Annotated in this window: 13 protein-coding genes; 5 read left to right on the top strand and 8 right to left on the bottom strand. The window is 71.9% G+C overall.

The features are described from left to right. The first annotated feature begins 111 nt into the window (after positions 1-111). A complete protein-coding gene (locus AB0M46_RS07360; protein WP_363333459.1) occupies positions 112-1611 on the top strand; it encodes a hypothetical protein in 1500 nt (499 codons plus the stop codon). A 90-nt stretch (positions 1612-1701) separates the two neighbouring features. Here AB0M46_RS07360 and AB0M46_RS07365 read toward each other — a convergent pair whose 3' ends face one another. The 3 genes from AB0M46_RS07365 to AB0M46_RS07375 all read right to left on the bottom strand — a co-directional run bounded on the left by AB0M46_RS07365 (position 1702) and on the right by AB0M46_RS07375 (position 3366). Beyond that, on the bottom strand, positions 1702-2253 hold the full coding sequence (locus AB0M46_RS07365) for a GNAT family protein (protein WP_363333460.1): 552 nt from the start codon (positions 2251-2253) through the stop codon (positions 1702-1704). Positions 2254-2503: 250 nt separating this feature from the next. Beyond that, the gene (locus tag AB0M46_RS07370; RefSeq protein WP_363333461.1) at positions 2504-2854 is read right to left on the bottom strand and encodes a hypothetical protein; all 351 of its coding nucleotides are present in this window, start codon (positions 2852-2854) and stop codon (positions 2504-2506) included. 32 nt (positions 2855-2886) lie between these two features. Then, positions 2887-3366 (bottom strand): LysR substrate-binding domain-containing protein, encoded by a 480-nt coding sequence (locus AB0M46_RS07375; RefSeq protein ID WP_363333462.1) that lies wholly within the window; start codon positions 3364-3366, stop codon positions 2887-2889. Positions 3367-3574: 208 nt separating this feature from the next. On the opposite strand from AB0M46_RS07375, the gene AB0M46_RS07380 reads away from it, so the two are divergent. Then, the gene (locus tag AB0M46_RS07380) at positions 3575-3907 is read left to right on the top strand and encodes a PadR family transcriptional regulator (protein WP_363333463.1); all 333 of its coding nucleotides are present in this window, start codon (positions 3575-3577) and stop codon (positions 3905-3907) included. After that, the gene (locus tag AB0M46_RS07385; protein WP_363333464.1) at positions 3904-4806 is read left to right on the top strand and encodes a hypothetical protein; all 903 of its coding nucleotides are present in this window, start codon (positions 3904-3906) and stop codon (positions 4804-4806) included. The genes AB0M46_RS07380 and AB0M46_RS07385 overlap by 4 nt, the downstream gene beginning before the upstream one ends. A 145-nt stretch (positions 4807-4951) precedes the next feature. On the opposite strand, the gene AB0M46_RS07390 is transcribed toward AB0M46_RS07385, so the two are convergent. Genes AB0M46_RS07390 through AB0M46_RS07405 form a run of 4 tightly spaced genes read right to left on the bottom strand, consistent with a single transcriptional unit; the run spans position 4952 to position 9360 of the window. Next, positions 4952-5968, bottom strand: coding sequence for a zinc-binding dehydrogenase (locus AB0M46_RS07390; RefSeq protein ID WP_363333465.1), 1017 nt, complete (start codon positions 5966-5968; stop codon positions 4952-4954). After that, positions 5965-7629: a phosphonate ABC transporter, permease protein PhnE gene (gene phnE, locus AB0M46_RS07395; protein WP_363333466.1), complete on the bottom strand. Its 1665-nt coding sequence runs from the start codon at positions 7627-7629 to the stop codon at positions 5965-5967. Before phnE ends, AB0M46_RS07390 begins: the two co-directional genes overlap by 4 nt. Further along, a complete protein-coding gene (gene phnC, locus AB0M46_RS07400) occupies positions 7626-8408 on the bottom strand; it encodes a phosphonate ABC transporter ATP-binding protein (RefSeq protein WP_363333467.1) in 783 nt (260 codons plus the stop codon). Before phnC ends, phnE begins: the two co-directional genes overlap by 4 nt. A gap of 16 nt (positions 8409-8424) precedes the next feature. Beyond that, positions 8425-9360, bottom strand: a complete 936-nt coding sequence (locus AB0M46_RS07405) for a phosphate/phosphite/phosphonate ABC transporter substrate-binding protein (protein WP_363333468.1) — start codon at positions 9358-9360, stop codon at positions 8425-8427. Positions 9361-9510: 150 nt separating this feature from the next. Between AB0M46_RS07405 and AB0M46_RS07410 the strand changes: the two genes are divergently transcribed. Together AB0M46_RS07410 and AB0M46_RS07415 are read left to right on the top strand one after the other, a co-directional pair. Next, positions 9511-10230 carry a GntR family transcriptional regulator gene (locus tag AB0M46_RS07410; protein ID WP_363333500.1) on the top strand — a complete coding sequence of 240 codons (720 nt, stop codon included), beginning with the start codon at positions 9511-9513 and terminating at the stop codon, positions 10228-10230. Positions 10231-10341: 111 nt separating this feature from the next. Beyond that, entirely contained in the window at positions 10342-10794 is a 453-nt protein-coding gene (locus tag AB0M46_RS07415) for a hypothetical protein (RefSeq protein WP_363333469.1), read from the top strand. Between the two features lie 121 nt (positions 10795-10915). On the opposite strand, the gene AB0M46_RS07420 is transcribed toward AB0M46_RS07415, so the two are convergent. Continuing rightward, on the bottom strand, positions 10916-11803 hold the full coding sequence (locus AB0M46_RS07420) for a FliA/WhiG family RNA polymerase sigma factor (RefSeq protein WP_363333470.1): 888 nt from the start codon (positions 11801-11803) through the stop codon (positions 10916-10918). Between the last annotated feature and the right edge of the window lie 138 nt (positions 11804-11941).

The raw sequence follows: 11941 nt of genomic DNA on the forward strand, positions 1-11941 counted from the left end.
GCCGCCGTACCCGCGAGAACAGCGAGCTCATCGCGGACGGGGTGTGAGGGCGGGCCGGCGTGGCCTAACATGGCCGGGCCATCAGCATCGATCGAACTGCACGGGGGCATCATGACGGCATCTTCCGGGTCGCAGGCTGTGCTCGTCGCGCCGCCGGCGAAGGTTGTACAGCTTGCGTCGGACATGCGGCTGGGTGCGCCCACGGGCGGGCGCGCGGGCAGCGGTGCGGTCGCGACGCTGGCGACGGGGGCGATCATCGGGGGCGGGCTGTTCGGGGTGGCCGCGCTCATCAACGCGCTGCCCAAGTCCTGGCAGGTGAAGCCGCTGGCGCTGGTGGCCGTGCTGGCCGTGCTGGCCGCCATCGGGGTCGTGCTGCTGACCTTCTACATGCTGTTCAAGGGCTCCGCCTCGCTCTACGCCTTCGACGAGGGGATCGTGTGGGCCGGGCGGGGGCGGCCGAGCGCAGCCCGGTGGGCCGACATCGACACGCTGTACGTGGCCACGCGCGGGACGAAGGAGGCCTCGGCCGACGTCGTGCTGTTCGACGGGCGCAGCGTCACCGTCGAGGGGCACGGCAAGGACGGGGCGGACCCGCTGTTCACGCAGCTGCGCCAGCAGTTGGGCGCGCTCGGGCGGCCGGTTCGCGAGGGCACGTTCGCGCTCGACCGGCTCAAGCCGGAGAAGGAGACCGGCATCGAGGACCGGCCGCTGGCGCTGGTCTCGGTCGTGCTCGGGCTGTTCGCCTCGCTGGGGCTGGGGTTCGGGCTGTGGAAGGCCGGGCTGCCGGGGCCCGTCGCCGCGATCATCGCGCCGATGCTCGTGGCCGCCCTGCTGATCGGGCTGGGGTTCGCCGTCGACCACCGGCTGGTGAAGGTCGGGTACGCGTTCCTCGTGGTCACCGGGATCGTCGTACTGTCGGTCGCCATCAAGCTCCTCGACCAGTTCAACTGGGCCGTCGTCGCGGTCGCCGTGCTGGCCGTCGAGGGGGCGGTCCTGGCCGCCTGGCAGGCCATGTACGTGCGGCTGCCGGCTCGGCGGCCGGCCGCGGGGCGCAGGCGGATGGCGGCGAAGGCGGCGTGGCAGTACGCGGCGCAGGTCAGCGTTCCGGTGGCCGGGCCGCGCACCGCGGCGCGGCTGCTCGGGGTGCCCGGCAACGCGACCACGACGACCGGGGCTGACGCGGTACACGGCACCGTCGACGCGTTGCCGGTGCTGGTGTTCGACCGCTGGCGGCGTACGCCGCGGATCGCCGATCCGGTGCAGACGGTGTGGGTGGTGCGGCTGCCCATGGCGCTGCCCTTCCTGGCCTCGACGTACTTCCGCCCGGCGACGAGCCTCGACGGGACGCTCGACGCCATGTTCGGGGCCCAGGCCGCCGGGGCACCGCAGGAGCACGCGGCCGACCCGGACGCCGCTCGGATCATCGCCGAGTCGCCGGTACGCGCCGCGGCGAGCGAGCTGCGCCTGCCCCGGTCGTGGTGGGTCGAGGGCGAGTGCCTGTACGCCGTCGGTGCGCCCGGCGCCGGCCCGGACGTGGAGCGCACCTACGCGCAGAACCTGGCCGCGCTGGCCGCGGCGTTCCCCTGGCAGGCGCTGCACGCGCACCGCTGAGGCAGGCCGCGCAGGGCGGCGTGCGGAAATGTGCGAGCGTGCTGCCGTCCGACGCCCCCGTCAGGGGAGCATCACGTGGATCCGTGTCGGCTACGTTCGAGGCGCCGAGGCACTCGCCATCGCCTTGAACTCGTCTCGCAGCACGGAGTAGAGGAACAGGTCGCACCACCTGCCCTGCCGGAACTGGGCCGAGCGGATCGTCCCCTCCAACTTGAAACCGGCCTTGTCCAGCGCCCGCTGCTCGGCGATGTTCTCCACGTCGGTGTACGCCTCGATGCGCTCGAATGGGCTGGTGTCGAACAGGTACGACACCAGCAACCGCTGGGCCTGGGTGCCGTATCCCTTGCCACGGAACTCGGGAAGCAGTGAGATGCCGATGTTCCAGCAGCACCATGTCGGCATGCCGTAGGTGAACTTACTCCACACCACGGAACCGGCGATCTTGTCTTCGTGGACGACGAGCAGGCACCCATTGTCCGGTCCGATCAGTCGGTTCTCCTCAAGCCGGCGACGGGTGCCCGCAATGTCCCGATAGCCCGACCAGTTGAACGTGCCCGCGGCGTCGGGTTCATCGGCTTGCCGCTCGAACAACCACACGTCGGCGACGGTCGCCGGTCTGAGCACAACGTCCGCGAGCTTCACGGCTGGATTGTATCTATTTCAAATGATCGTTAGACGCTGCACAACAACATGGACAATTCCGGAGCGAACGCGACTTCGGGGCCCATCCGGATCGCTTTTCCCTTGATCCTTGTCGGCGAGTTCGGGGTGCACCTTGGGCCATGCAACTCGACATCTGTGCCTGATCGGGCGTTGCCCCTCGGGGCGGTGGGTCCGCAGAAATTCGGGGACGGGTCCAGGCTCCCGATTGGACGGCAGCCAGGTAGGTCGCTCAGAGCCGGCCCACCAGGTCGGTCATGAGGCGCTGCGCCGTCGGCGCGAACGTCGTCAGGGCCTGCGCGACGGCGTCGCGCATGCCCACCTGTCCGGTGCTGTCGTCCCACTCGGCGGTGAGCTCCAGGATCACGTTGCTGTCGCGAACCGTGCAGTCGACGAAGTAGGCGCGGCCGTCGTACCGCTCGAGGCAGAACGCATCGTCGGCGATCCCCGGCATCTCCCGGTACGCCTTCGGATAGCCCGAATCCGCGGCGCGGTTGATCGCGCCCTGTTGCTGGTAGCGGAACTGGGCCTCGGCCCGTTCGGCCGCGTCGCGCAACCGCGTGCGTTGGAACAGGGTACCCACCGCCCGCCGGGCCATCCGAATCGACGCAACCGTCAGCCGCGGGTGCAGTCGTCCACAGCGGTGCGGGCGGCCCGGACGAAGGCCGCGACATGCCGTGACTGGCTGCCCTCCGGCCACGCCACGACCAGCGTCGCGGGCGGGGCGTCCCGCACCGGACGGTACGTCACGCCGCGGTACGGCCGGTCCACCGCCGACTCGCCGACCAGTGCCACCGCCCGTCCCAGCACGACGAGCTGCATAAGCTCGCCGGCGTCGCGCACCACCGGCCCCGGGCCGAGGTCGGCCGCCTCCGGCCACTGCGGTACCGTCTCGCCGGCCAGGTCCGCCAGGCACACGCTGTCACGGGTCGCCAACGGGTGTCCCTCGGCCAGTGCGACCACCCGCCGCTCCACGCTGAGCGCCTCGCTTGCCAGCCCTCGCAGGTCGTTCTGCGGATGGTGCAGCAGGGCCACGTCGGCTCGGCCGCTGCGCAGCATCGCTGCCCGCTCTCCCAGCGAGAACGCGAACTGCACCGGGCGATGTCCCGCACGCGGGCGGCGGTATGGCCGCGGCTGCCGTCGTTGCGGATCGCGACGATCAGCGCGGCGGCCGCGCCGTCCCCGGCTACGCGGGAGTCCACAGCGGACGCCGCCAGCCCGGCGATCGCCACGATCTTGCAACTCCGGGACGAGCAACCCACGATGGATGACAAGATATCTTCGTTACCGATATATTGTCGGCATGAGTGGGTCGATGCGGGAACCGACGTTCCTGATCCTCACCGCGCTCGCGCGGGAGCCGATGCATGGTTATGGGCTGATCAAGGACGTGGCGCAGCTGTCCGGTGGGCTGGTCGAGCTGCGGCCGGGGACGCTCTACGGGGCGCTCGACCGGCTCACCGACGAGGGGCTGGTCACGCCCGACCGGCAGGAGATCGTCGACGGGCGGGCCCGGCGCTACTACCGGATCACCGACGCGGGGGCGGGCGCCCTGCGGGACGAGACCGAGCGGCGGCGGGTCGGCGTCGAGGCGGCGGCCCAGCGGCTCGCGGCCCGAGAGCTGGGGTTTGCATGAAAAGCCTGCGGGATCGGTACGTCAGGTTGCTCCGCTGGTACCCACCGGCCTACCGCGCCGAGCGCGGCGACGAGCTCGTCGACATGTACCTCGACCTGGCCCGGCCCGGCCAGCGCCGCCCCCGCCCCAGCGACGTGCTCGACCTGGTCCGCAGCGGCCTGCGCCAGTGCCTGCGGGAGCACCGGGCGAGCGGGCTCGCGGACGCGCTGCCCTTCGCCGCCGGGCTGGCCATCATGGGTGCCGCGATCATGGCCGGAGCGTTCCTGCGGATCGAGGACGCCCGGCTGGACCCCTACCTCCCCTTCGCCCATCCGGGACCGTTCGTCACGCTCGGCGGGTTCGTCTGGCTGGCCTGGCTGCTGCCACCGATCGGCCTGCTCTTCGGGCTGGCCCGCCCGGCGGTGTGGCTCGCCCTTGCGGTCACCGTGGGCGTCGTGGTGGCCACGCCGCTCACGCCCTACGTCCGGCCACCGCTGTTCGTCCTGGTCCCGCAGGCGGCGCTCGGCATCGTCGCGCTCGGGATCCCCGCGAGGCGAAGGCTCGTGACCGCGGCCGGGGCGCTCGCCGGCGCCGGGCTGGCCGTCCTGGTCGCGCGGATGCCGTACTACTACAGCGCGCGGCCCGCGCTGGAGTACACGGCCACCCTGATCGCCCTCGTGGGCGCGGGGGCCGGCGTGGTCTTCCTCGCCCGCCGCGACCGCAGGGCCTTCTGGCCGCTGCTGATCCTGCTCACGCCGATGCTGCTGCTCGCCCAGGCCGCGTGGATGAGCTGGCCGGAGCCGGCGGGCATGGTCACCGCGGCCGTGCGGACCGTGCTTGACGTCGCCGCCGGGCTGGCCGCGATCCCGATCACCGTGTGGCTACGGGGACGACTGCCGGTCGAAGGGCGGTCGAGCTAGCGGCGGCCGCGAAGGCCCGGTCACCGTGCCGCTACGGGGGACGACCGCCTGGCGAAGGGCAGCCGGTGGCCACGAAGGCCCGGTCACCGCGTGGCTACGGGGACGACCGCCTGGCGAAGGGCAGCCGGTGGCCGCGAAGGCCCGGTCACCGCGTGGCTACGGGGACGACCGCCTGGCGAAGGGCGGTCGAGCCGGCGGCGGCAGCGAAGGCCTGGTCGAGCTCGGCCAGGCCGAAGCGGTCCCCCACCAGCTCGGCGAAGGGGTACCGCCCATGAGCGGCAGCCAGGAAGTCCACGGCCCGGCGCAGGTGCTCCGCGCGGTAGTTGTGCACGCCGGTCACGCTCAGCAGGCCGCGCACCAGCCGCTGCGGGTCGAGCGGGACGGACGGGCCCGGCGAGACCGAGCCGGCCAGCACCGCGTGGCCACCGACGGCCAGCGCGTCGAGGCAGCCGGAGACGGCCCGGGCCGCGCCGGACAGCTCCAGCGCCACGTCGACGCCGGCCGGCAGCTCGTCGGGGGCGACGGCCGAAGCGGCCCCGAAGCGGGTGGCCAGGGCGCGCCGGGCCGGGTCGGGGTCGCACACCGTCACCTCGGCGCCGGCCGAGGCGGCCATGGCGGAGGCGGTCACGCCCAGCATGCCGGCCCCGGTGATCAGGACCCTGCGGCCGGCCACGGGCGGTACCGCATCCAGCATCGCGGCAACGGTGGCGGTCGCGCACGACGCGGGCGCGGCCACCTCCGCGGGCAGGTCCTCGGGGACCGGCACGACCGTCGTCCCGCGCGGCAGGACGGCGTGGGTGGCGAACCCGCCGCTGAGGGTCCAGCCGGCGGCCAGCGGCTCGTGGCCGAACTTGCGCAGGCGCAGGCACTTCTGGGTGAGGCCGCGGGCGCAGCGCTCGCAGTCGCCGCAGGAGACGGTCACCGACCAGACGACCCGCTCCCCCGGACCGCCGGCGACGACCCGGCCGACCTGCTCGTGGCCGAGGACCGTCGGCGCGGGGGCGGGGCGGTGGCCGGCCACGGTGTGCAGGTCACTGCCGCAGATCGTGGCCAGCTCGATCTCCACGAGCAGGTCGCCGTCGGCCAGGACGGGCGGCGCGCCCGCCGGGACCAGCGCGAAGGGCGCGCCGAGGCCGTCCCAGCGGGCGTAGTGCACCGTCACCGCAGGGCCCGCCGGATGATCGCGGAGATCGCCTCGACGACCAGCACGGCCAGCACGAGCACGATGACGAACGCGGTGACCTGGTCGTAGCGCGACACCCGGGTGGCGTCGACCAGGTAGTAGCCGATGCCGCCGGCCGCCACGATGCCCAGGACGGTCGCCGAGCGGATGTTGCTGTCGAAGAGGTACAGCGTGTGGCCGACCAGGGCCGGCACGCTCAGCCGTGCGGTGGCCGAGAAGAAGACCTGCGTGCGGGTGCCCCCGACGGAGCGCACGGCCAGCTGCGGGCCCATCGGCGTCTCCTCCAGCGAGTCCGCGATGAGCTTGCCGAGCAGGCCGATCCCGACGAAGGCGAGCGCGATGGTACCGGCCTGCGGACCCAGCCCCGAGATGATGATCAGCACGATCGCGAGGATGAGCTCGGGGATCGAGCGGACGATCAGCAGCAGCAGGCGGGAGGCCGCCCGGACCGCGCCGCTGGGTGCGGCGTTGCGGGCCGCCAGCGGGCCCACGAGCAGCGAGGCGACCAGGCTCAGCAGGGTGGCGGCGGCCGCGATCTCCAGCGTGACGGTGAGCGCGTCGAAGACGTTGGACCAGGTGCGCGGCTCGATCGACGGCGGCCAGGCGCGGTCGACCAGGAGCGGGACCTGCTTGTAGAAGCTGAACAGGTCCAGCCAGTGCGCCTCGGAGATCACGACCGCGCCGACGAGCGCGGCCACCGCGGCGACGATCGAGACCATCGACCGGATGCGGTCGCCGGTCCACGGCCGGCGCAGCGCGGCCTCGACGCTCAGCGCGGGGCGGTCCTTGCCGACGGAGGCGCGGCCCTTCCTGGCGGAGCCGCCGAGCAGCTGGGCCCGGATCGCGGTCGAGATGACCTCGAAGAGCACGCAGAGCAGGAAGATGACGAGCGCGAAGGCCATCGCCTTGTGGTAGTTCAGCGACTCCAGGGACAGGCGCAGGTCGTAGCCGAGGCCGATGATGCCGGCGTAGCCGAGCAGCACCGAGCCGCGCAGGTTGATGTCGGCGCGGTGCAGCGTGGTGGCGATCCAGGAGGGCAGCACCTGGGGGAAGATCCCGGACCAGAACTCCTGGGCCCGCGAGGCGCCGGTGGCCCGGATCGCGTGCCGGGGTCCCTCGTCGATCTGCTCGATGGCGTCGGCGAAGAGCTTGGAGATCATGCCGATCGAGTGCAGGGCGATGGCCAGGATGCCCGGCAGCGAGCCGAGCGTGAACAGCAGCACGAAGAGCATGGCCAGCACGACGTCGGGCACCGCGCGGGCGACGACGCCGATCGCCCGGCCGATCGGCACGAGCCAGGGGGCGGGGCTGGTGTTGCGGGCCGAGACGTACGCGATCGGCACCGACAGCAGCGCGGAGAGCGCCGTGCCGCACAGCACCACGCCGAGCGTGATGCCGATCGAGCGGAACAGGTCCGCCATCGGCGGGAAACGCAGCGGGAGCATGCGGTCCAGGAACGGTCCGACCTTGTCGATGCTCTCGGTGAACGTCTCCGCGGTGAAGCCGATCTCGCTGATCGACCAGACCGCGAAGACGAGCAGGGCGACCAGCAGGCCGGCCGCGACCAATGTGGACGGTGCCGGGCCGGGCCGCCTGACCGCCCGTTCGAGGTCGACCTCGGGGGCGTCGACGGCGCTCACTGCGCCTCCGCCAGCGAGGCCGTCATCCGGCCGTAGATCCGCATGGCCGCCTCGCGGGTGAGGTCGGCGGCCGGCGTGTCGAGCACGACACCGCCGCTGCGCATGCCGACGACCCGTTCGCCCCAGGCCAGCGCGAGCTCCACCTGGTGCAGGCTGCAGATCACGGTGAGGCCGCGCTCGGCGGCGATCTCCCGCAGCAGGGCCATCACCTGGTCGCTCGACTCCGGGTCGAGCGAGGCGACCGGCTCGTCGGCGAGCAGGATCTCGGGGTCCTGCATGAGGGCCCGGGCGATGGCGACCCGTTGCTGCTGGCCGCCGGAGAGGGTGTCGGCGCGCTGGTAGCTCTTGTCCAGCAGGCCGACCCGGTCCAGGTGGGTCAGCGCCTTGCGGCGCAGTTCCCGCGGGTAGGACGCGATGCCGAGGCGCGGCCCGCGCAGGCCGGCCAGCGCCCCGGTGAGCACGTTCTCCAGGACGGTCAGCCGGCCGACCAGGTGGAACTGCTGGAACACCATGCCGATGCGGCCGCGCAGCCTGCGCAGGTCGCGCCCGCGCAGGCCGGCGAGGTCCTCGCCGAGGACGGTGAGCCGGCCGGTGCTCGGCGTCTCCAGTCCGTTGATGTGCCGCAGGAGCGTCGTCTTGCCCGAGCCCGAGAGCCCGAGTAGGACGACGATCTCTCCCCGGCCGACCGTCAGCGACACGTCCCGCAGGGCGGCGACCTGCCCGAAGGTCTTGCTGAGCCCGTGCACCTCGACCGCGGGTGCCGCGTCGCTGACCGTCATGTCGAATGTCCTTAGCTCAGCCGTTGCAGGCCGCGGCCTTGGTCTGCTTGCACAGGTCGCGAATGATGTCGTACTTCGCGTCGTCGACCGGCGCCAGCGCGTAGAAGGTCTTCTTGAAGTTGGCGGAGTCCGCGTTCGCGATGCCGGCCGCCTTGATCTGGTCGATCGTGACGTTCTGCAGGCCGGAGATGATCTTCTGCTTGAGGTCGGCCGGCAGCGCGTCCGACACGGTCATCGGCGCGCCGATGACGAAGGTCTTGTTGATGACCTTCAGGCCGGGCTGGGCCTCGACGGCGACGTCCTCGGCGAAGCCGGCCTCGCACTCGGAGCCCTGCGACACCTTGAGCGCCGACGCGTCGTGCTTGCCGGCGAAGACCGGGGTCACGTCCTTGGCCGGGTCGATGCCGGCCTTGAGCAGGTTGTAGCTCGGGTACAGGTAGCCCGACGTCGAGGTTTGGCTGACGAAGCAGACCTTCTTGCCCTTGAAGTCCTCGATCTTGCTGATGGAGGAGTTGGCCGGGGCGATCGCCTCGGAGTAGTAGCCGGGCTCCTGGCCCTGCTTGGTGATGATGGAGGCGAACGGCGTGATCTTGGCGCCGTTGTTCTTCGCCGTCACGTAGGTGAACCCGGAGAAGCTCGCGATGTCGACCTTGCCGGAGACCGACGCCTCGATGAGGGCGGCGTAGTCCGACGACTCCCGGTACTCAACCTTGAGCCCGGAAATCTTGGCGATATAGTCCTGCAGCGGCTGGTAGTTCTGCTGCGTGGAGGCCGTGTCCGGCACGACGCCGAACACGAGCGTGCCGGAGTCCTTGGCGAACTTGCCGGTCGAGGCCGCGCCCGAGGCGCCCGACGAGGCGGAGGAGTCCGAGTCGGAGGAGCACGCCGTAGCGCCGGCCAGCAAGACCGCGGCGGTGGCCACCCCGAGCGCGATGCGAACGGAGATCTTCATCGGCAAACCCTTCTTGACATGCGGTAACGGCCGTCAAGGTAGGGATGGCACATGAACGCGGCAGGAACGAGCGCCAAAAGGTTCGTACCTGTTATAGGTCCGTTATCGTCTAGGCTGGCAGGGGTGTCGGCCTCCACCTACCGCTCCGGGATTCCCGCTCACGGGCGGGTGCCGAAGTACTACGCCGTGAAGGCACTGATCCTCGACGAGATCGCCCGGCTGGAGGTCGGGGCGCTCTTACCGCCGGAGCGGGACCTCGCCGCCCGATACAACGTCGCCCGCTCCACGATCCGCCAGGCCATCTCGGAGCTGGTCATCGAGGGGCGGCTCAGCGCACAGCAGGGCCGCGGGACGTTCGTGGCCCACCCCAAGCTCATCCACCCGCTCTCGCTGGCCAGCTACACCGAGTCGCTGCGGGCGCTGGGCCACCAGCCGTCGCGCACCGTCATCGCGTTCGAGGAGATCCCGGCCGACGACGAGATCGCCGCGGCGCTGGCCATCGAGCCGGGCGCCCCCGTCATCCACCTGGAGCGGGTGCTGCTGGCCGACGGCGAGCCGCTCGGGCTGGAGACCACGTCCCTGCCGGCGCAGCGCTACCCGACGCTGCTCGACGTGCTCGAGCCGAGCGCGTCGCTGTACCGCTGCCTGCAGGACGAGCTGGGCGTGGTCTTCGCCGAGGCGACCGAGCGGATCGAGACCGCGCTGGCCAGCCCGCGGGAGGCGCTGCTGCTGCAGACCAACCCGGCCCTGCCCATGCTGCTCATGCAGCGGCTCAGCCGGGATCCGTCCGGCACCCCGATCGAGCAGGTGCGATCGCTGTACCGGGGCGACCGGATCGGCTTCGAGACCCGGCTGACCGCGCAACGGTAGCGGCGCGGATCACGCCGCGCGCCGGCGCGTACTGCCGCGCTGGAGCTGGGCCAGGTCGAGCGGGCCTGGGAGCTGCTCGAGCGGGCCGTCCGCGCCAGCCTGAGCCGCACGGTGGCCAACTTCAGCATCCTGCTCGACTGGCTCGGGCGGGTCGAGGCGCAGCGGGAGCGCCCGGCCGCCGGGCTGCTGCTGGTCTGGTCGATCCAGCTCAAGCTGAGCCACGGCAACCGGGCCGGGGCGGCCGAGGCGCTCGCCGCCTACGGCAAGGTCATGGCCCGCCAAGGCCACCACGCGGAGGGGCTGCGGCTCGTACGGGCCGCGCACGGGCAGGTGCTGCGGATCGGCGACGGGCACTTCGAGACCAGCGTCGCCAACGACCTCGGCGAGGTGCTGACGATGCTCGGCCTGGCCGAGGAGGCGGCCACCACCCACGAAGGGGTGCTGCGCCGCGCCGACGTCCGGCCCTACGAGCGGGCCCGCGCCGAGGCCGGTCTCGCCTCCGCGCGAGCCGTGCTGGCCAATGCGGAGGCGAAAACCCTTGATGACTCAGGCCCGCGTCACTGACGGGCCGTTGCTCCCGTCAGCGCCTGGTCTGGGTCGATCAGGGCGAAGCCTCATCGAGCCGGACTGGGCGAAGCGGGAGGCCCTGGGGGGCCTCCCTGCCGGCGCCGCCGTGCCAAGAGCATCACGTGTGGCGCCCGGTCTGCACGAACGGCATGCCGTGGTAGTTGGTCTGGGCGAGGCGGCTGTTGAGGTTGCCGGCGTTCGCGATCTTGTCGTGGTAGGCCTCGCGGCGGCGGGCCACGCAACCCGTCGGCTTGTCGCTGGCCGAGACCAGGTCCGGGTCGAGGTGCGTGTTGAGGCCGTCGCGCAGCAGCATGAGGGCCTCGGCGCGCAGCTGGGAGACCCGGGACTCGGTGACGCCGAGCTCGTGGGCGATCTCCATCATCGGCCGCTCCTGAAAGAAGTACCCCTTGACGACCTTGCCGAGGCGCTCCGGCAGCGCCTCGACGGCGTTGTGCAGGTACCCGATGCGCTCCCGCTGCAAGATGAGGTCCTCCGGACCGGCAGCCCGCTCGGGGACCATGTCCTCGGCGCTGCCGGCCGCGAAGCCCTGCAGCGACAGCACCGCCGCGCGCTGGACGTCGTCGTCGATGGCCTGCAGCTCCTCGACGCTCACGCCCAGCGCCTCGGCCAGCTCCTGGTTGCTCGGAGTGCGACCGAGCGCGGCGGTCAGCTCCTGTTGCATCGCGTCCACCTGCCTCGCCCTGGCCCGCACCGATCGGCTCGCCCAGTCCAGGCCGCGCAGCTCGTCCAGGATCGCCCCGCGGATGCGGGTCGTGGCGAAGCTGCCGAACGGGATGCCCCGGCTCGGGTCGAACGCCTTCGCGGCGCCGGCCAGGGCCGCCATGCCGGCGGACACCAGGTCCTCGCGGCTGACGTGGGCAGGCAGGCGGCCGAGCGTCTGGCGGACCAGATGCCCGACGAGCGGCAGATGCTCGCGGATGAGGTCCTCGAGCTCCCGGCCTTCCAACTGGACCTTGAGCGTGGCACCCTCAAGGGTCGTTGTCATCGGTTCCCCCTCGTGTCCGGGTGGACCCCGTGCAGGCGGTCCACCTGCTGACACGAAGAACGTTCGACTACGAAGGGTGCGCACGCCGTCACTTTCGGGTGCATCTCGGTTGCGAGACGGTGAGAGTCCTCAAGGCTC

This window comes from Dactylosporangium sp. NPDC051485 (assembly GCF_040682015.1).
GTDB lineage: Bacteria > Actinomycetota > Actinomycetes > Mycobacteriales > Micromonosporaceae > Dactylosporangium.

Excerpts from the sequence above, each read along its gene's own strand:
- AB0M46_RS07405 (WP_363333468.1), bottom strand. The coding sequence starts at position 9,360 with ATGAAGATCTCCGTTCGCATCGCGCTCGGGGTGGCCACCGCCGCGGTC.
- AB0M46_RS07385 (WP_363333464.1), top strand. The coding sequence starts at position 3,904 with ATGAAAAGCCTGCGGGATCGGTACGTCAGGTTGCTCCGCTGGTACCCA.
- phnC (WP_363333467.1), bottom strand. The coding sequence starts at position 8,408 with ATGACGGTCAGCGACGCGGCACCCGCGGTCGAGGTGCACGGGCTCAGC.
- AB0M46_RS07420 (WP_363333470.1), bottom strand. The coding sequence starts at position 11,803 with ATGACAACGACCCTTGAGGGTGCCACGCTCAAGGTCCAGTTGGAAGGC.
- AB0M46_RS07360 (WP_363333459.1), top strand. The coding sequence starts at position 112 with ATGACGGCATCTTCCGGGTCGCAGGCTGTGCTCGTCGCGCCGCCGGCG.
- AB0M46_RS07380 (WP_363333463.1), top strand. The coding sequence starts at position 3,575 with ATGAGTGGGTCGATGCGGGAACCGACGTTCCTGATCCTCACCGCGCTC.